The organism is Bradyrhizobium viridifuturi, from assembly GCF_001238275.1.
Taxonomy (GTDB): Bacteria; Pseudomonadota; Alphaproteobacteria; order Rhizobiales; family Xanthobacteraceae; genus Bradyrhizobium; species Bradyrhizobium viridifuturi.
Genome location: NZ_LGTB01000010.1, coordinates 41,031 through 60,836 on the forward strand (window position 1 = coordinate 41,031; position 19,806 = coordinate 60,836).

The following is a 19,806-nucleotide window of genomic DNA, read 5'->3' on the forward strand; positions in this document are numbered from 1 at the left end:
GTAGAAATCTGGATTGAAACTCAACGGCTGCTTGTTGCAGAAACACTGGCAGGTCCGCCTTGCACAGTTGCTTGTCGCGCCTCACGACTGCAGTCGAGAATTCAACAATGCCGACAGCGCGATCGATTTCGCTTAACGCCGTCGTGAGACTAGTTTGAACGGACATAAGACCTTCCGAGCTTTCATCGAAGCACCCTGCGGCTATATGCAAGCAGTCATCGCCTCTGGCTGGATATTAACCGTCCATGCTCTTTGGAGCATCTGCCTGCGAGCGCCGGGCTGTTCACTCTGCGCACTTGCCCTGCGCGACTAAAAACGTGATTACAGTTGTGGCCAACCACATTTTGCTGCCCGTTTCATTTCATTGCCAGCCCTTGATACAATGGTTGGCCCAGCGCTCCCGTGGCGATGGTGCAACTGCCCTTCCCGGCCATCGCCCGAACAAGGTTGGCAATCAGCAAGCCATTCCCCTCCTCATCTCGATTTGCCAATGAGCCGTCGACGCGCGCCCCATCCTGAGCTTCGTGTTGATGCATCGGCGAGTCTACAACCTGTCGCAGCGTAAGATTCAAGCTGTAAATCGTCCTCCTGATGCGCAGGCGGATTGTATAAGGCGGATATCGATTGCAACGATTCCGGCGAAGTGGTTATTCAGCTCGACACCGCGTCCAGCCACATTTGCCGTCGATTGCTGAGATTCCACCCCTGGGCTCATGCGCTTTGTTTGATCGGTTCGCGAGCGCCGTCGTTCGCGGTCAAGCCCGCACCACCCTTCCCCATAGGGAGAACATCTCCGCCATGCCATTTCCCATGCTGTGGATGAGGGCCCTCAGGTCGCGCCCAGCCTGAACAATCAACAAAGGCACCGGACGCTTGTAGGTTTCGGTGCCATAAAGACCTTCGCGACATGCGCCATGCTTTACCAGCTCACGCTAAAGCCACCTAATGCCGGACGTGATTTAACATCTCACCATCCTTGGTATCTGATACGCACAAATACACTGTAGAGCGCAGGAATTGTGCAAGATACGCCATCAGGGCGCAGTGAAAACCCATGGAACTGCCACGATTTTTTGTCAGACGCGGGCCGCAAGGTGATATCGATTAACAGGAGCCTTGTACCAATCGAACTGCTCGTCACTATCTGCGCAGAAACGGGTGGGAAGTCGCAAGCCTCAGACGGAATTATTCGACATGAATGCGGCGGCACCGGTGCTCATGACGATCCGCGTGCGTAATGCTCCGAATGGCAAAGTGAACTACATCTGCAATGACTTCGATCGACGATAGATTGAGTGAGATCAGGTGGCTGCGGAACGAGATCTGGCGCTGCCGTCGGTTGCTTAAAACGGACCTATCTGACGCAGAGCGCAAGAGCATTGAGAAGCGCCTGCTCGAACAGCTGTCTGCCTTTGAGCGGCTTTTGTCGACGACGTTTCCTTTGGCCTTGAACCCTAAAGTCAGTTCGACCAAGAGCACCACGCCCCCGCCAAGCGGCCCCTCTGAAGCGCCCATCGAAAACGCCGCAATGGCATCGAGCAGTTCCTTCTCGAATTCGACTGGGAGCTAACCTCAGCAGTTTCTCGGCTCGATTCGCACTCTCCAGCCCAACCATAATTTAAAGGCGACAATATCTGGAAGAGCGCGATCGAATGTGCCCAACGCGGGCATTCCGGCGATCTTTTGCCAGGCATAGTCGATCTAGTCGCCTGCTGGAAATGCTAGGTCGGCGACAACAACGCCATATTAATGGACAACACGGATTCCTGAACGATGTGCGGCCTGACGACTTCCGTCGTTGAACCGGATTCGTTCGTCGGACCATTTCCAGCCAGACGGCGGCAACTTCGCGGTTGCCTTGTCCCACGAACGGACTGCAGCGCCGGCAACCACCGTAGTAACGCATCGAACCTCAGAGCGCACCATGACCTCGTAACACGCGTGGTGGCCCAGTCGATCGCCCAACGAGGTCATTCGAAGTCCAGTGCCGCAGTTGGATGAGCTCCGACTCGGCAGCGTGACGTTCCAGCACGATAGACTTTCGAACAGCAAGCTGGTCAAAGTCCGGCGCCAATCAGCCTGGAACACGGCACCGTGCGTCAACCTCTGTAACCTCTGCTCGGACGGCTCACTCTCGATGAAGGACGATCGGAACCCTATTGAGGCGTCGTTTCGGTCCGCCGTTTCTGTCCGCCGCGGTTGGCAACGCGCGGCGACATTCGACGCCCAAGCTTTTGAAATTGTCTCTAAGACAAAACATGGCTGCGTCTACATCCCTCCGTCCTGTGAAGCGCTCACAAAAGCGCATCACGTCTGGTCTGCACGACGTGAGGACTTCTTCGGCCCGCCGATCTCGCGCGCAAGCGTATCCTGTGCACCACATGGCTGCGATCGTGATCGCAGCAAGGGTAGTTGCGCAGCGGTGCGCATTGTAAGTCCACCCCATTCGTCGCTCTTGATTCACCAAACCCTTCTTAAGCCGCATATCCTTCACTATTGTTATTTTCCCAACGAGCATCATCCGTTTACCAGGAACCAGGCGGCAGCAGCCGTCGTGGCGCCGCCGCAATCATTACGGTCTCACGAATCATCGTCTCACTACGCGCAACACGTTCACTGCGAAGACCGAGAGGTCGGCTGCGCTTTGCTGCGCGCGCAATGCGCTCCAGCCTTTGTGACATTCGCGAAGCTGGTTCCCAATGTGGCGTTCCCTGGTGCGAGAGTTCTACTTCGCAATGCCTACAACCTGACGCTACGATCGATTCAAGCATTTTGAGCGTCCAGCGAGCAAAAATACGCCCTAAGACAGGCACATCCGCATTGTGGACGAACTCCCGCCAGCTGCACGCTTCACCGGTGCAGTGTACGATACGTCACTGGTGTTGGTCGGTGATCGCTCGGCTTGGTGTTGAGATTGAAGGCGCAGCAAAGGACACCCGCCGGGACGATCGGCAAGAAGTTGTCGCCGAGTCGGCTGGCTTATTCGTCGTCCGAGCCAATGATCTTACCGTGGATTCCGCAGGCTTGGATTGCTTGCTGCTATTCCAGGTTTGCAACTGCTCGACCACAGCTCAGCGGCTTCGACCTTGAGCCCCGTTGGCACGGCCGTTGCTACTCGGCGCGTGAGCTGGGCGCAGCCTAGCCGCAACGCTGAAGATATCATTCGTCGTTGATTGCTGCGAGTCGTTCTTCGGACGGACTGACTCGCGCGCACCGCTCTATGTTCGCGATTGCATGATCTACGACGAACGAGGCTTAATATGAGGAAAACAGCGGCAGACCGGCTTGACATCGTAGGCAAGCTATTTGTCGTGGCTATTGCCATTCTGGTTTCGTCAGCGGCAGGTGCCAATGATGATCTAATGAGCGCCGCCAGGCGACTATTCAAGCCGATCCCCTCAATGGTTCCAGCGGTGAAGGACAACCCGATCACTCACGAAAAGGTCATCCTTGGCAAATTCTTGTTCTTCGATCCGAGGCTTTCGGCGAGCGAGGTCATTAGCTGCAACACGTGTCATAACGTTGGGATGGGCGGGGTAGATGCCGGTCCGACTTCGATCGGTCATCGCTGGCAACAGGGTACACGTCGCGCGCCAACCGTCTTCAACGCGGTCTTCAACGTGGCACAGTTCTGGGACGGGCGCGCGGCAGACCTCAAGGCGCAGGCCGCGGGACCTATCCAGGCCGGAGTCGAAATGAATGCGACGCCCGATCGCGTGCTCAGCACGTTGAACTCAATGACGGAATATGTCGTTATGTTCAGTAAGGCGTTCCCCAACGATGCGGCGCCCGTTACCTTTGCAAATTTTGCCAAGGCCATCGAGGCCTTCGAGGCGACCTTGATCACACCCGCCGCCCCCTTCGATCAGTACCTTGAGGGCGATGGATATGCTCTCAGTGACCACCAGAAAGCCGGGCTAAAGCTATTCATCGAAAAGGGATGCTCCTCTTGCCACAACGGAATTAATGTCGGTGGACAGGATTACTTCCCGTTCGGCGTGATTGAAAGGCCCGCCGCAAACTTGCTTCCGAGAGACGATAGGGGACGTTTTGCCGTCACTAAGAATCTTAGCGATGAGTATGTTTTCCGCTCCGCGCCATTGCGTAACGTTGCATTGCGGTCTCCCTACTTCCATTCCGGTCAGGTCTGGAGCCTCAAACAAGCGGTTGGCGTAATGAGTGAGGTTCAACTCGGTATAAAGCTGAGCGACAAAGAAACTGACGAAATTGTCGCCTTTCTAAACTCGCTTACCGGGCAGTTTCCGAAGATCGACTATCCGATACTGCCCACGCGCACCAACGTCACCCCAAGGCCCTCTTTAGACAAATAGGCTGTCACGATCGCGACACTCCGTGTGATTAGCGAGAACGCAGGAGCTCGAGCACGAAAGCTTCTAGACAGCCAAGTCAAGCCCCCCAGCTTGCGAATGAGCCGACCTTCTCCTCCGGGGGATCAGGTCTGACAAACTGGATCATATCGCTTTATGCGTTATTAACGAGTTTGACGGTCGCCCGTTCGCCAACGCACCATCTCCAAAGCGCAAGCGACGATGGTACCCCGCCCAGCTTCCATCTCATCGCCCTGCATGTGCGGTTGATGACGCGAGCGTCCAAATCCCTACCATAAGATACCACCATCTTTGACGTCGGGCGGAGACCGATGCGAAGCCCCTTTGTCACGCCAGCCGCGCACCATATTCCCAGCAACGGCACGCGGATTGCTGGGCAAGGATTAACGTGCTGGCGCGAAGAAGGCGGCCGCAGCGGACGCGGAGTCAAAGATGAGGCTTATCCGGTTGATCTTGATCGATCTGACGTTGATGCTGCTCGCACCCGGGAGCGCAGAAGCCACGATTTGGGGCGCCGGCGTAGCCTTCACATCTGCTACCAAAACTATGGCGTCATGGGAGGGGATTTCGGCCGCAGAGCCAATCTTGAGCTCTGGCGCGAGCCGACAGCCTTCCCGTCAAACATCACAAGCGGCGCCAATTCAGCTTGCAACGAACACCCTCGGCCACCCGGCCAAGCCGGCTGAGCATTCCACGATGCTGGAATTTGGCTCTCCCTGCGTGATCGGCAAGCGCGCAGGGCAGCGTCCGATTGCCTCGATCATCGACGGCTCGGAGATACTCAACAAGCCGCTTATCGTGACACCATCGATCTGTAATGCCGCAGCCACGCGTTATGGCCCCCTTGGGGAGGAGACACCGCGTTGGAACGCAACAGACTGGACTCTCGGTGGCATGGTGATCGCGGCGATTCTGCTCGTGATCTTGGTAGAAAGATACATCACAGGCGCGGGCACGTGAGAGAAGCAAAACCTGGCTTTATCGAATTTTCCTTCAACGGCTCTATCGCAAACATCCCGTTAGTGGCCCAATTTAGCGTACCTGCGAAAGGCGTCACGGCAATTTTCGGCCCGCCTGGCTGCGGCAAGACCGCGGTCGCACGCTGCATCGCCGGCGTGCAATGTCTACCGGGTGGATTTTGCGCAATCGATGGCGAGATTTGGCAAGATCAAACGACGTTTCGGCCGCCTCATCTGCGTCCGGTCGCTTATGTATTCCAGCGCCCAATTCTTTTTTCTCATTTTTCCGTCAAGCGTACCCTTCTGTTCAACGCATCGAAATCGAAACCGACACTGATCGATTTTGACGGGGTGGTCGAATTGCTCGCCCTTACCCCACTGCTCGAGCGTTCGCCATCGCATCTTTCTGGCGCCGAGCGACAGCGCCTTGCCCTGGGCAGTGCGCTACTAGCACAACCTCGACTACTTTTGCTTGACGACCCGCTCACTTTGCTCGACCGCTCCGCCAAATGCGAAATTTTGACATTTCTCGATCTCATGCGGGAAAAGCTCCCATTGCCCATGATCTATGTCAGCCATGACATGGCTGACATCGAGCGCTTTGCCGATCATCTCGTCATGATGAAAGATGGCATTGTGACTGCGGCCGGGCCACTCAATGTCGTTCAGAGCGCCCCGGCGCTTGCCGCGCGCGGCGATGCGGCGGTCTGCCTTGATACCGTGGTCGGCGGCTATGACGGGCGCTATGGGCTCGTCATCCTCCGCCTCAAAGGAGCGCGCCTGTTGATCCCTGGAGCGCCTCTTAGGCCGGGCGCGCAGCTGCGGCTGCGCGTCGCAGCCGACGATGTCAGCATCGCTTGCGAGCCGCCGCGCGCCAGCTCTATGCTCAATGTTTTTCCGGCACGCATCAAGGCTTCTCTGCCGTTCGACGATGCCGAGGTCACCTTGGTCCTGGCTCTCGAAACTGGCCGTTCGGGCGTACCGCTTCTGGCCCGCATCCCGCGTCGCTCCTTTGATGCGCTACGGCTCAGCAATGGCACTGACGTATTCGCCGAGGTCGCGCGCGCCTTGCCGGTCGTAGTCCCAGAGCGGTTGCTCGTAAGGCCTTCCACATTAGCAGGAGGCGTTCGACAGACGAGCGCCGATACGAGAAACGAACAGCAATCGGAGTACGACAGTGAGCGGCAATCTTGATGAGATAGATCCGCAGCATTTTACGGCCGTGTTCGACTGGCCAGACAATGTAGATATGCAGCAGGCCAATTTGACCCAGGATCTCACGCGGCGAGGCGTACGCGTCGGCGGCATCATCCGGCGACGTTTGACGGGCGCACACGGTACGCCCTGCTTGGTCGCAGGGGACATTACGTCAGGGCAACAAATCTCAATTTGCGAGCAAGTCGGCAGCGCAGTCTTGTCTTATAAGCTCGATACAAGTGGACTTGCGAAGGCCGCAGCTATCGTTCCCCGAGCGCTTCGCCACCTGGTCAATCTCCTCGCGACGAGCACATTTTGCCGGCAGCAAGCAGCTGGCGGCAGCCTGCGCGCCGAATTCGCTAACCCAATTGGCCGTGGCGTACCACCTATGATAGCCGTTCTAGTTACATGCCTTGCCGCCCGGCGAACTTGCACAGGTGATGTTGGCACGTTGCTACTTTGCGATCGCCAAATCGTTCAGCGATGGTGGCGCGATTTCCGCTCGCCCCTAGGGCACAGCTGGGCCTTCATCCCCAGCCGCGGCTATTTAGGCACTATGATACCGGAGCGTTGATGACGACTATACGACCAGCGGATACGTCCGCTCCGAAATAGCCCGTCGGGTTCCTTCGCCGTCTCTGAAAACAGCCTTAGCTTCGGGCCTCCGCTCCTCGTTACGAAACACCATGATGCATTACGCCGATTAAACGTCCGCAATCGGAGCGTTCGCAAAGCACGCCAAATTGAACAAAAGCGACTGTCCTCGCGCTCCTCTCTGGGCACATGCATCACTCTTATCTGCCCGGCCCTGGCTGCCGCAGAGGGCACTCCGGCTTCCAAGGCAATAGGTGCTTGCTGGATACCCCCAAAACAACCCAGAGAAACGAAAGCCAGACACTTGTCATTCGAAAGGCAAGGCGTTTGGCCACCCACCCGGCTAGGGCCGCATGCGGCACATCGCGACAGGAAGCGGGCCGCGCCATTGCCGCTGGCCCCCCCCCGGATCTGCTATTGGCACTGCAGATTCTGCTTTGTCTCGACCCTTCAGTTTACGTCTCACATTAGCTACAACCAACCGGGTCGTACCTGCACAGAACATACTCCCGCGCACCATAAAAGGACCTGACATACTGAAGCCTCTCCGCGTGCTCACGAAGCCTCAGAGCCATGCCCTATGTACGATTGAAACTCTACAACCTGACGCTACGTAGACGTCATGCCTTCGTTGCCGCCGCCGCGAGCCTGGTCGGTTATCATTCCCGTTTCAGGTGCGGCAAATCCTTGCAGCTTGGTGAGCTCATGCCGTTTCGAGCGGGCTTAATGCGCGAGGGGAAATCTGCAGCCAAGCCGCTGCGCGGCGTAACTAGGGACAATCGGCTCTTGAAACTGATGGCATATCGTTTGCTTCAGCAGCGTGGTCACCATGTCCGGAAAACAAAAGTGTGAGGACCGCATGCTTGGAATTGGAAGTCAATTGCCGCCGTTCGAGATCACAGGCGTGAAGCCTGGCTTTCACGCGCACGAAGAAGATGGGCAGAGTGCATTCGAGACATTGACCCAAGCTAGCTTTCCAGAAAAATGGAAGATCATCTTCTTCTATCCTAAGGACTTTACCTTCGTCTGTCCGACCGAAATCGCCGAGTTTGCCCGGCTTTCCAAGGAATTCGTTGACCGCGATGCAGTGATACTGGGGGGCTCGACTGACAACGAGTTCTGCAAGCTTGCGTGGCGACGCTCACATGTCGACTTGCAAAATCTGCCAATCTGGCAGTTTGCCGACACGAAGGGGACCTTGGTCGATGGCCTTGGTGTGCGCTCCCCCGAAGGGGTCGCGTATCGCTACACCTATATTGTTGACCCCGCCAACACGATCCAGCACGTCTACGCGACCAATCTCAACGTCGGACGCAGCCCCAAGGACACACTGCGCGTGCTGGACGCTCTCCAAACCGACGAGCTCTGTCCCTGCAATCGCGAAATCGGCGGCGAAGTCTGAAGGTCGCTTGAGGCAGCATGTCGTCGATTGAACAGTTGAACGAAAAGATCCCCGATTTCGCCAAGGCGTCCGGCTCAATCTGACTTCCCTGATAGCCGATGAGACACTCTCGCCGCAGCGGCAATACGGGCTTCTGCTGGCGAGCGCAATTGCCACCCGCAATGCAGACGTAATTGCCGCAATGGAATCCGCCGCGGCCGCCGTCATGCGCCCGTGGCGATCGCCGCAGCGAAATCCGCCGCCGCTGTGATGGCGATGAACAATGTCTACTACCGCTTCCTTCACCTCGCCTCCAATCCGGAATACAAGACGATGCCGCCACGGCTGCGCATGAACGTGATTGGCAGTCCAGGTGTTGACAAGTCTGATTTCGAGCTATGGTCGCTTGCTGTGTCCGCCATAAACGGCTGCGGTGCTTGTATCGATGCCCACGAGAAGACACTGCGAGCTGCGGGCGTCAGCTCCGGAGTGATCCTCTCCGCCGTGCGATCTGCTGCGATCGTCCAGTCAGTGGCGACTGCAATCGAGGCCGCTCGGCCGAGCTCATCCGAGGCAACGGGCTGATTTCTCCTCTGCCATCCGATCGAAAGGGTGGGGCGCCGTTCCGCATCGCCACACCTGTTACCTTGAAACGTGCCTAGCTCGAATTGCTCCGTGACGCGCGAATATGCAAATATTCCGACGCTAAGGGGCGGTTCGTACCACGGCTTCGTTCCATCCTCACCTTACCCTCAGCCAAACTTGAACAGCACCCCATATCCGCCGCGCGGATAACTCCACTGGATATCGCCGGTGGGCTCAGCGATCACCCGACAGGTACCGCACTCGATACAGCCGTCGACAGTCACCTCGACCCGCCCCTCATCGTTCAGCTCATAGCATCGCGCGGGGCACGCTTTCAAAAGCGCGACTAGCTGCGGCGATGGGGACGTGTGTGCGCGAACCTTGACGTGCGGACGACCAACGTCGACAAGGTAGCGGTTGTAATACAGCTTGTCTTCCACGCGCACCGAGGGCTCGGCATCCATGCTTTGTCCTTCCATACTTGGAACTCACACTGTTGACAATTAGCGCCAGGCTCGCGCAAAACGACATGCATCGCCGAACAGACCGGTCCATGAGCGCGCCTTGACAAAGGATTTCAAGGTCGCATTCTCCTTCTCAACCTTGGGCGTACCATCGACCCGCACAAAGTTTTGCATTGCCTTAGAGATGAGCTGCGGATAAGTGAGAAAGAAGTTTTGTGAGTGAGTATGCATCAGGGGCGGCAAATCCTTGTACTTCTTGAGGTCCTTGATGACGAAGGACTCGTCCAACATCTTCTTGTAGAGCGACAGATTTGTCGCTGTCATCGGCTCGCCGCGCGATTTAACCAGGCCGATCGCGTCGGCCGCTATGCGACCTGAGGTCATCGCGAGATTGGACCCCTCGCGATGAACGGCATTGTTGAGTTGCGCCGCATCGCCAACGACCACCCAGCCTTCCCCGTAGAGCTGCGGGATCGATTTGTAGCCTCCTTCAGGGATGAGATGCGCCGAATATTCCTTGACTTCGGAACCTGCTAGCAGAGGCAACACAGAGGGATGCCTTTTGAATTGATCGAGCAAGCCGTAGGGCGTCAGGCCGGTGCGCTGGAAGTCCGCGACGAGACAACCGATGCCGAGCGAAATACACTCCTTGTTTGCATAGATGAAACCCATTCCGGTCATACCGCGGGAAATGGTGCCCGCCGCCTCGATTACAACGCCTTCGTCGCCCTTAAGATTGAAGCGCGCTTCGATAGTCTCGCGAGGCAAGAAGTGCATTTCCTTGACGGCGAGCGCAACGTTATCGGGTGTCGGCCGCGCGCGCAGGCCCGCGCGCGTCCCAAGCAGACCATTGACCCCTTCAGCGAGCACGACGACATCGGCATGTATTTCGCCGTCGCGGCGATCTGTACGAACGCCGACAATTCTTTCACGCTCGTCGCGTACGAGCTCCGTCACAGTCGTCTCGCAGAGCAAGGTCACGCCGGCTTCGCGCACCTTTGACGAGAACCATTTGTCAAACTGCGCGCGTATGATCGTGTAACGGTTCGGCCGCTCCTCGTTGAAGTCGTCCGAGCGGTAATGCATCCCGACATGCGAGCGGTCATCCATCATCCAGAACCGTTGTTCAACCAGATGACGTTCGAGCGGCGCCTCTTCGCGAAACTCGGGAATTATCTTTTCCATCATGTCAGCGTAGAGGATTGCGCCCTGCACATTTTTCGATCCAGGATATTCGCCCCGCTCGAGCTGCAGCACCTTTATGCCTTGCCTGGCCATGGACAGCGCCGCCGCGTTACCAGCCATACCGGCTCCTACCACGATGGCATCGAACCTCTCTTCAATCATCATCATCTCCTTTAGACCGCGATCCGGGCGCGCGAATTCGGCAAGAGCCGAGCGCGAAATGCCGCCGTCAGCGCCGGCAGCAATTGCATGGCATCACTGACGATCGCAACATGGGCGAAGTCGAAGATCGGAGCACGTTTGTCAGTATTGATGGCGACGATCAAATCCGCCCCCTCGACACCCACCCGGTGCTGGATCGCGCCGGAAATACCGGCCGCAATATAGAGCTTTGGCCGGATCGTCTTGCCGGTCTGACCGATCTGCCGATCAGACGTAACCCACCCTTCTGCACCAGAGGACGCGAGCAGCCATATTCAGCGCCAAGAAGAGTTGCGAGCTCGCGCACCAGCCGGAAGTTCTCAGGCGATCCCAGTCCCAAGCCACCCGCAACCACGACGTCGGCATAGGCTAGATTTGATGTCTCGGAATCACGATCTGGGAGGAACGACAGAACTTTCGTGACAATATCGTCTTCGACAAGGCCGAGTGGATGGACGATGATACGGGCAGCATCACGTTCGACGCGCTCCGGCATCGGCATGACCCGCGGGCGCACTGTTGCCATCTGCGGACGATAATTCAAGGTATAGATCGTGCAGAGTAACGAGCCGCCAAAGGTCGGACGCGTCGCCGCAAGAGAACCATCGGCGTCGACATCGAGCGCGGTGCAGTCGGCAGTGAGTCCCGTTGACAGAGTCGTCGCCACGGAACCCGCGAGATCGCGCCCCAGCGTTGTCGCGCCCAACAGCAGGATCTCTGGCTTGTAGATATTGACGAGTTCGGTGAGCGCTTTGGTATAGGATTCATTACGGTAATCCGCCAAAACGTTGTCGCTCACGAAATAGGCCAGATCGGCCCCATAGCAAAAGGATTCAAGCGCGGCGTTACGGGTGGACTGCCCCTCCGGGCCGACAACGACCGCGGCGAGATTCACTTTCAGCTTGTCGGCAAGCCTGCGCCCCGCTCCCATGAGCTCCCAGGAAACCGGATGCACCTGGCCGCGCTCCAGCTCGACGAAAACCCAGACATGCTTGTAGGCCTTAAAGTGCTCGGGCAGCTCCTTCTTGGCTGCTGCCCGGCCGGCCGCCGCAGGCGCTGCCGTTTTGGTGACATTGCTCATGGTTTTAAGTCCCCTCAAGAATACGCGCGCCCGCGCCACAGGTTTGTATGTAGATTCAGTTGACTGAGGATCAGTTCTGATTAGCAAGTGGCCGGCCGCTCGGCTGCCGGGCCCGCTTAGTGCAAACCGACCAGGCAGTAACACTCGTCATCGACGTAGACGCTTCGGGCGGGCCAGAGCCAGATATGTCCTCGACGGTAGTGCCTCGCGCGCTCGGTTCGACAAGCGCCACGGTGCCGACGACGCCGCTACGGCAGCTGTGCCCGGAAAAGTTGTTGCGTCCGCCTGCTCTGCAGTATCGGCGCCTCGCTTTCGGCCCAGCGCTCTGCATCGGGTGCGCCCACCAAAGCGATCGGAGCTGCGCACCTGTCAAGCACTGCGTGTTCAGCCTCCAGCCCCGGCACCTTGCATCGGCCGAGCTTGGCGCCTCCGCCGGACGCATGTTGCTATCCGCATTGCGACGAATGCCACTTTGCGCGCATCCGCGGACTCGCTCGACGCTGACGACTATGTACATGCCCTCTCCAGATGTTGCGCAACGGACGACTTAGCCACTGACCACCATCTCACGGTCGCTGTCGGCCTCGTTCGCATCAAAGGCGATATCGAACGGACCGGGCGCGAGCGTGAGCCGTGAGATCACGCCGCATTGCTCGGCAGGCGGTAGAAGCAGCGTCATAGGTGTTCCTTTTTCGTCTCGGACGACCGCCATCTGTCAGCATCGATGACGATAGGCACGACAACAGCAAGTGTCGTACCACTTACAAGAACCATCGAAAGTCAGCCGGAAGCAATGATTTGACAGAAACTTAAATGCTCGCTCAGCGCATTGGACGCGATCAGTCCGGACATGGGTCGGGAATGCGACAGCGTCGCTCGGGTCATCGCTGGCGGAGAGATGATCCGGATGAAGGAGCGTTCAGACCGCACGGCATTCGCTAGAGAACACCTCATTACGGCGGAACGCGAAGTCACTTCAGCTCGCTCAACGGAACAAAAGCTGTCGGTTTGCCTGGGCCTGCAACCGCATCCTTCAAAACCTTGAATACTCGCTGATCAATCGGCGGCGATGCCACGAAATCAGCATAAGCCTGCTCCAACATCGCTTTGCACCGAGCTCTGATTTCCGGCTCTGTGGCGCCAGAAAATTGCTCTTTGGCGAAATATTGTCCCATGCGCTTTAGGATGTGTAGGCGCGCGACATTTACAATCTTCGGATCATAATCGACGCCAAGCAACGAAAAGAACTCCTCTGCCGACGAGGCGTTGCTAAGCCGGTCCAGGATAGGGGCCGCCGGGGATGAGTTGATCATCGAAAGGTCTCCTTTGGATCAGCTCTCGGACGCCAAACAACATACTCTTAGCGCCTGATGATATTGCCGCGGTTCTACCTCGCACGGCAGGTGCGCATCGCCACGCCCGCCCCTGGAACGCCGATGCGCTCAACTTCGCTCTCCAGATCTGCAGGTTCGGCGGGCCCCGACCTCAGCCCGGATGAGGAAGGGACATGAACGGCCAAACCGCAATCGGTGCCGATGCTCGTCCGACCGGTGGTCGGGCGGAACGGCAGCCTCAAGAGAAGACGTCGCTTGGCGGTCCGCGGACCGTTCGCTGCTGGATTGCAGATCACAGCATGTATGCTGGAGTGGTCCGCAATAGATGGAGCGGAGATTTGCGGCCGGCGAACCGGCCTGAGGAGGTGGGGCATTTTCGCGCCAGTCAGTGGCATCGGATAGCCTCCTTGCGACACACTTGGTCTCTCGAATAGTCGGCGCAAACGTTGCTAAGCACGGCTCTTCACTCGCTTTAGGTGGCTGGGCATCCGCACACGTCGCGCCAGATCGCCGCCACCGTTTTGCGCTCAACTGGCAGCTTGTGCTCGATCGCATGCTTGCGAACTTGCGACAGGATCTGTCTGGCTTGATCGGCGCTGGCGGCCAGCTTGAGTTCATCGAGCAACGCCGTAATCGCCGCAAGTCCGGAATGCTTGCCGATCACAAAGCGGTTGCGGCGGCCAAGCAAAGCCGGATCAAGCGACTGATAGGTGCGCTGATCCTTCAAAAGGCCATCGACATGAATGCCGGATTCGTGCGTAAATACGTACTCTCCAACGATGGCCTTATCCAGAGGAATGGCACGCGCGGCCGCCGCAGCCACCAGTGCGGCGACGTTCTCGAGCTCCGGAAGTATGATGCCGGTCTCGCGCCCGTAGAGCTGCTTGAGTGCGACCGCGACTTCCTCGAGCGGCGCATTTCCGGCCCGCTCGCCTAACCCGATGACGGTCACCGAAGCGTGGCTCGCGCCAGCTTTGATGGCTGAGAGTGTATTGGCGGTTGCGAGTCCGAGATCGTCGTGGCCGTGAAATTCGAGTTCCAAATCGGTAGTCTGACGCAGTTTCCTGACCAGCGCGTAGGTTGCGTCGGGATCGAGCACACTGAGCGTATCTGCAACACGAAAACGACACGCGCCCGCGGCTTTTGCGACTGCAATCAGCCGGATCAGAAACTCGACGTTGGCGCGCGAAGCGTCCTCGCCGCCAACAGAAACTTGAAGCCCCTTCTCACGAGCATAGCCGACCAATTGCCTCACCTGTTCCAGTGCCAGGCTGCGATGACCACCGAGCTTGGCCGCGATCTGCACATCGGAAGTCGGGATCGACATGTTGACCATGGACACCCGGGCTTCAATCGCCGCATCGACGTCCGCTTTCCTCATCCGGCACCAGCCTATCGTCGTCAGCGGAAGATCTGCTTCGACAATGGCGCGGATTGCTGTGATTTCCTCATTGCCCATCGCAGGCGTTCCCGCCTCGATCTCCGTGACCCCGGCCCGCGCAAGCGCCCGCGCGATCGCCAGCTTTTCCTTGGTGGTGAACGCAACACCGGGCGCCTGCTCCCCGTCCCTTAGCGTCGTATCGTTAAGCACGATCGGCTTCGCGCGTTCTTGATCGAACCATGAAGGTTCTTCGCTAGAGGCGATCACGCAGGCTGGCTCCTTATCTTTGACCACATCCCCTTCAGCAATCCGCATGCCACTGCGCTATCCCTGCCAACGGATTGAAAATCTACGCTTCCTTCCTTAACCTCCTCCCGCCAATGGATTGCCGCAAGCGCGACGGACTCATGAAACGGGCGCTTTTGCCATTCCCAAGTCGAGTTCGAAAGCCAAGGCGATTGCAGCGCGCCGCGATGTTGGCGATTGGTCCCGGAGCAATTCAGGCCGGCATGTCTTAGATCCATGGTCACTTGCTCGCATTAAAGCGGCGTTTATCTGCACGATGACATGCCACGGGGATCGCCATATCCTGGAAGCGTTGTCGCGCTGCAACGCACGAGAACATTTGTGGCAAGTCAGATGGGCCAATCAGCGGTGACCTGCTGGCGAGCCGCCTCCAGCAACTGGTCGCGCCGGCGCTCGGCCATCCGGCTCTCACCGCTTTCTTCGCCGAAACAAAGGTTGAAGTCGTTACATTGCGTGCACACCGGTGTTGTGCACATCGCGAGGCCTTCATCCTCGCAAAGCATGCGATAGAAGAAGCGCTTCCAACGCATATTGTTGACATTGCGCGCGGCGAGCGGCGCGTAGTGACGGCTGAGCAGCCGAGAGAGCTCGCCACGATTGCGCAATCCGAGATCTTCCCATAAATGGTCTGGTTCGATGGCCCGTCGAGCGATCATGGCAGCCAGCCAGCGACCGAGATCTCCTTGCGTCGAGCGGTGCTTCAGGAGAAGATCGCGCACCATTGCGATTTCGTCGTTCTCGTTGCATTTGTACCTCAGGAGGTCATCGCGAAGTTCGACCTCAAGTGAGGGAAAGTACTGCGCGAGCAAAGCCGCGAGTTCATCGCCCGATAGGCCAGTCTTCGCCGGAAGAGCGCCACCATCCATCGTGGCAGCCGCCAGAATAGATGCCAAAGCATGGCGGTCGAAATGACTGTCACTGGCAATGTCGGCATCCGCAGGAAGTACGCCGGTGAGGAGGCGGTAGGCTACAATTCCGTTGGAACTGCTCGCATCAGGCTCACAAGCAGCCATAGACGGAAGGAAGTGCACTTCGGACATGATTTTGTGGGTCACTGTAGCGGCCAGGTTTGCCTCGCCGCGTCCTGGTCCGGCCGGGAGCGCTGATCAGAATGCCGGCCTCCCCGGATGGGGGGTGAGGAGGCCGGCATCCGTCGCGCGCCTTCACAAGGCCGCGACTCACGGCCTTTACGAGGCAGCGAGTTCGGCGGCAGTTTTGCCGATGATGGATTCGTCGACCGGCTTCATAATGCCATGCTCCATCAGCATGTCTTCAAGCTCGTCCATGGAGATCGGTGTCGGAATGATACCCTTGCCGCCATTGTTGTGAACCTTGGTAGCGAGATTGCGATAGTGATCGGCCTGCTTCGAATCCGGCGCATACTCGAGCACCGTCATGCGGCGGAGTTCGGCATGCTGCACCACATTGTCGCGCGGCACGAAGTAGATCAGCTGAGTGCCTAGCTTCTTGGCCAGCGCCTCCGCCAGTTCCAACTCCTTGTCCGTCTGTCGTTCATTGCAGACCAGGCCGCCCAGCCGCACACCGCCCGAGTTGGCATATTTCAGGATACCCTTCGAAATGTTGTTGGCGGCATACATGGCCATCATTTCACCGGACATCACGATGTAGATCTCCTGCGCCTTGTTTTCACGGATTGGCATCGCAAAGCCTCCGCAAACGACGTCGCCGAGCACGTCATAGGATACGTAATCAATGTTCTCATAGGCGCCGTTCTCCTCGAGGAAGTTGATCGAAGTGATGACGCCACGACCGGCGCAGCCGACGCCCGGCTCAGGACCACCGGACTCCACGCAACGGATGTCCTTGTAGCCGACCTTCATTACGTCCTCGAGTTCAAGATCCTCCACGCTGCCGGCGCTCGCCGCCAAGCTCAGAATCGTGTCCTGCGCCTTGGCGTGCAAGATCAAGCGGGTCGAGTCCGCCTTAGGATCGCACCCGACAATCAGGATTTTCTGGCCCATCTCGGCCAGCGCCGCCAACGTGTTCTGGGACGTCGTCGACTTGCCGATGCCACCTTTTCCGTAGAACGCGATTTGCCTTAGTGAAGACATGTTGCTCTCCATCAACCGATTTGCCAAAAGTTGCGCGCTTCTGACGCGCGAGCTTGTTTCTCTCTCTCAGAAACGGGGCACACGGGTTCAAGGGAAGGAGCACATCGCTCGTCTTACGCGTCGGCGTGCACTCAGCCCTCACTCAGTGTTGCTGCCCGATACTAGCAACCGCCGTGCCAATGCTCGCAAGCGCTGCCCAAGTCTTTGATTACATTTGAAAAGCCACCTGCCCGCCAGTGCGCCTGGCTGTTTTGGAATCTATCTGTCAGCGCGGCTGTCAGAAAACGAACAAGAGCGGCAACCGCTGACGCGAGGCCCATTGGCATCGGCTGTCCCATATCTTTAGCCATGGAATGGGACTTGCTACTCCTCTGGTGAACCGGCTCTCTGGGACTTGAGCGGTGCGACAATGTCGGTTGCGATCCAGACTGGCCGGACAGCGGATGCCAGCGGGGCTTAGCCAACTGGCATTGAAGATAATCGGCAAGACCATCGAATGGGCGTCGAACGCAGCAGCGACATGGCTATTGTTCACCTCAGCGCTGCCAACATAGGTATGACATGGCGACAATCACTTTTTATCAAAAGCCCGGCTGCGCGACCAATGTGCGTCAGATTCAAGCGTTCAACGCTGCCGGTCACGACATCATAGCCAAGGATATTTTGATGGAGCCGTGGACTTCAGAAGAACTGCGCCGCTTCTTCGGCAATACCCCGGTTGCCTCCTGGTTCAACCAAGCGGCCCCCCGTATCAAATCAGGCGAAGTCAATCCCGCCATAATTGACGACCAGCGCGCACTGGCGTTGATGTTAGACGATCCGCTCCTGATACGCAGACCTCTGATCGACGTCGATGGATCACGATGCGCCGGATTCGATCATGAGCTCGTGCTGTCGCTGCTTGGCCGCAAGACCCCAGATGATCTCGAGGGATGTGTGCATGACGCAAACGAGACGCGCTGTCCGCAAACGTGAGGCTAGGACAGACGGCTTTGATGCGAAGAACCATATTTTTCTGCTTCCGGCTTGGTTCGTGACCGCCAACTCGGACCCTCGCTGAGAAGGCCAACCCGGCTATTCCGTAATACGGATCTGCCGATATTGCGCCTCGGGTGAATGCTGCCTCTACCGGCCCTGCAATGTGCGGGGTTGCTGCATTGCCACTTTGATTTTGCATGGCCCAACGGGCATGGATTGGATCGGGGGCATCAAGCCAACAAACAATCTCCTGAAGAGATTAGAATCAGCACGGACTATGAATCGAATAGCTATCAAGCAAAGACAACGACGCTTCGATAGCCGTGCTTCTTGTGCAACTCACCCGCATAATTCCGGTGAGCCCGCCACTATTTTGATCCGCATCAAATCCTCCGCCGCTTGTCATGTGTGACAGAGATCTCGCGCGCCTTATCGCGCGACTTTTGGAATGGAGAATTCGATGAGAACAAGAACAATTCTGACGACGACGTCGCTCCTCACGCTCGCGATCTCGCTGGCCAGCATCTCGACACAGGCTGCAGATCTCGGTCCGGCGCCGGTTTATTACATGGCACCCCCGATCGAACCGTTTAATCCATGGATGATCCGCCTGCGAGTGCTCGGCGTTTTGCCCGATACCGCAGGCAGTTCAGTCCACGTCTCCGGGGTACCCTCGCTGTCTTCTCCCAACTCCGGTCTGTTGATCAGCGATCAAGCCATACCGGAGCTCGACATCACCTATTTCTTTACAAAGAACATCGCGGCCGAACTCATTCTCGGCGTGACCCGCCATCACATCAGCGGCACTGGCACGCTTAATGGACTCGATATCGGCAAAGCGTGGCTATTGCCACCGACGTTGACCCTGCAATATCACTTCGACGATTTCGGTCCACTCAAGCCATATATCGGCGCAGGCATCAACTACACCGCATTCTTCAATCAGTCGGCGGCCAATACGTCGCTCGCCGGCCTTACCGTGACGGATCTGCACATCAGCAACCAGTTCGGCGCGGCGGTCCAATTTGGCTTCGATTACATGCTTGACCGTCATTGGGGCCTCAACTTCGACGTGAAGAAGCTGTGGCTGCGGCCAGACTATTCTGCGACCGTAAACAATGCAATTCCCGTCTCCGGGCGCGCCAATATCGACCCATGGCTCATCAGCGGCGGCATCGCTTACAAGTTCTAACGTCAGAGCAGGATCCAGAGAAGAAGACGAGGTTGATGACTCCGGACGCGGCGAGCCACCGAGCGCGTCCTTCAACCGCACCGCAGTTCATCCCGCGAGCGAGATGGCGTGTCAAAGACGCGTCGTCTCGCGAAGAACGTGAGCGCCATGCGCACCTTGCGCTTGCGGCGTGCTGCGTAGGGACAGTATTAAGTGACGCGAACAGATTGATCGAACAGCCATCGAAAGAATAACGTTCTTGCTTTGTCAGGCGTTGCGACCATGCAAGTTGCCGATCGGGTCTGAAAATTCAAGGCGCCGCGCTGCGCCGTGAATGATAGTCTGACAAGGGAGTTGACGCTCAAGGTTCAGGGCCCGGGCACAAGCAGCTCTAATCTGGGCCCGTCTCACCGAACATCTCAAAGAGCGCCATAACGACAAGCTCCCTGACGCGCTGTTCGCACGTCCTGACGCCTGAGGGCCCGCCGGTCAGCCTGATCCGACCGACGTACCGAGGGAACAGCTCATCGAGGGAGAAGCTGTCCATGCTTGATTGCCCGGCCAAGCG

General features: G+C 57.8%; 16 protein-coding genes and 2 pseudogenes. 9 read left to right on the forward strand and 9 right to left on the reverse strand.

What is annotated here, in order from left to right:
• Window positions 1–356 precede the first annotated feature (356 nt).
• A complete protein-coding gene (locus ALC15_RS45440) occupies window positions 357–572 on the reverse strand; it encodes a hypothetical protein (protein WP_128089488.1) in 216 nt (71 codons plus the stop codon).
• Window positions 573–3,260: 2,688 nt separating this feature from the next.
• Between ALC15_RS45440 and ALC15_RS10990 the strand changes: the two genes are divergently transcribed.
• The 7 genes and pseudogenes from ALC15_RS10990 (at window position 3,261) to ahpD (ending at window position 9,065) form a co-directional block, all read left to right on the forward strand.
• Window positions 3,261–4,331 carry a cytochrome-c peroxidase gene (locus ALC15_RS10990; protein WP_094193814.1) on the forward strand — a complete coding sequence of 357 codons (1,071 nt, stop codon included), beginning with the start codon at window positions 3,261–3,263 and terminating at the stop codon, window positions 4,329–4,331.
• 450 nt (window positions 4,332–4,781) lie between these two features.
• A complete protein-coding gene (locus ALC15_RS46080) occupies window positions 4,782–5,309 on the forward strand; it encodes a hypothetical protein (RefSeq protein ID WP_244486022.1) in 528 nt (175 codons plus the stop codon).
• Window positions 5,306–6,502, forward strand: coding sequence for a molybdenum ABC transporter ATP-binding protein (gene modC / locus ALC15_RS11000; RefSeq protein WP_200914661.1), 1,197 nt, complete (start codon window positions 5,306–5,308; stop codon window positions 6,500–6,502). The genes ALC15_RS46080 and modC overlap by 4 nt, the downstream gene beginning before the upstream one ends.
• Complete coding sequence (locus tag ALC15_RS41810) at window positions 6,486–7,079, forward strand: DUF2478 domain-containing protein (protein ID WP_128089489.1); 594 nt, start codon at window positions 6,486–6,488, stop codon at window positions 7,077–7,079. Before modC ends, ALC15_RS41810 begins: the two co-directional genes overlap by 17 nt.
• A gap of 593 nt (window positions 7,080–7,672) precedes the next feature.
• On the forward strand, window positions 7,673–7,951 hold the full coding sequence (locus ALC15_RS43260; RefSeq protein WP_128089490.1) for a hypothetical protein: 279 nt from the start codon (window positions 7,673–7,675) through the stop codon (window positions 7,949–7,951).
• Window positions 7,952–7,958: 7 nt separating this feature from the next.
• A complete protein-coding gene (locus ALC15_RS11005) occupies window positions 7,959–8,501 on the forward strand; it encodes a peroxiredoxin (protein ID WP_050627319.1) in 543 nt (180 codons plus the stop codon).
• 17 nt (window positions 8,502–8,518) lie between these two features.
• Window positions 8,519–9,065, forward strand: a pseudogene (gene ahpD, locus ALC15_RS11010) (alkylhydroperoxidase, AhpD family).
• 167 nt (window positions 9,066–9,232) lie between these two features.
• On the opposite strand, the gene ALC15_RS11015 reads toward ahpD, so the two are convergent.
• The 8 genes and pseudogenes from ALC15_RS11015 to nifH all read right to left on the reverse strand — a co-directional run bounded on the left by ALC15_RS11015 (window position 9,233) and on the right by nifH (window position 17,089).
• The gene (locus tag ALC15_RS11015; RefSeq protein ID WP_050403054.1) at window positions 9,233–9,529 is read right to left on the reverse strand and encodes a ferredoxin family protein; all 297 of its coding nucleotides are present in this window, start codon (window positions 9,527–9,529) and stop codon (window positions 9,233–9,235) included.
• 39 nt (window positions 9,530–9,568) lie between these two features.
• Entirely contained in the window at window positions 9,569–10,876 is a 1,308-nt protein-coding gene (locus ALC15_RS11020; RefSeq protein ID WP_050627320.1) for an FAD-dependent oxidoreductase, read from the reverse strand.
• A gap of 11 nt (window positions 10,877–10,887) precedes the next feature.
• A pseudogene (locus ALC15_RS11025) lies at window positions 10,888–11,996 on the reverse strand (electron transfer flavoprotein subunit alpha/FixB family protein).
• Between the two features lie 547 nt (window positions 11,997–12,543).
• Window positions 12,544–12,675, reverse strand: a complete 132-nt coding sequence (locus ALC15_RS47155) for a hypothetical protein (RefSeq protein ID WP_283806263.1) — start codon at window positions 12,673–12,675, stop codon at window positions 12,544–12,546.
• Window positions 12,676–12,967: 292 nt separating this feature from the next.
• The gene (gene nifW / locus ALC15_RS11030) at window positions 12,968–13,309 is read right to left on the reverse strand and encodes a nitrogenase stabilizing/protective protein NifW (protein ID WP_050402987.1); all 342 of its coding nucleotides are present in this window, start codon (window positions 13,307–13,309) and stop codon (window positions 12,968–12,970) included.
• A 493-nt stretch (window positions 13,310–13,802) separates the two neighbouring features.
• Window positions 13,803–15,026: a homocitrate synthase gene (nifV, locus tag ALC15_RS11035; RefSeq protein ID WP_094193816.1), complete on the reverse strand. Its 1,224-nt coding sequence runs from the start codon at window positions 15,024–15,026 to the stop codon at window positions 13,803–13,805.
• A gap of 320 nt (window positions 15,027–15,346) precedes the next feature.
• Entirely contained in the window at window positions 15,347–16,057 is a 711-nt protein-coding gene (locus tag ALC15_RS11040) for a nitrogen fixation protein NifQ (protein ID WP_083992234.1), read from the reverse strand.
• Window positions 16,058–16,204: 147 nt separating this feature from the next.
• Window positions 16,205–17,089 (reverse strand): nitrogenase iron protein, encoded by an 885-nt coding sequence (gene nifH, locus ALC15_RS11045; RefSeq protein WP_050403050.1) that lies wholly within the window; start codon window positions 17,087–17,089, stop codon window positions 16,205–16,207.
• A gap of 561 nt (window positions 17,090–17,650) precedes the next feature.
• On the opposite strand from nifH, the gene ALC15_RS11050 reads away from it, so the two are divergent.
• Together ALC15_RS11050 and ALC15_RS11055 are read left to right on the forward strand one after the other, a co-directional pair.
• A complete protein-coding gene (locus ALC15_RS11050) occupies window positions 17,651–18,064 on the forward strand; it encodes an ArsC/Spx/MgsR family protein (protein ID WP_050627263.1) in 414 nt (137 codons plus the stop codon).
• Between the two features lie 451 nt (window positions 18,065–18,515).
• Complete coding sequence (locus ALC15_RS11055) at window positions 18,516–19,259, forward strand: OmpW/AlkL family protein (RefSeq protein WP_050627264.1); 744 nt, start codon at window positions 18,516–18,518, stop codon at window positions 19,257–19,259.
• The last annotated feature ends 547 nt before the right edge of the window (window positions 19,260–19,806 follow it).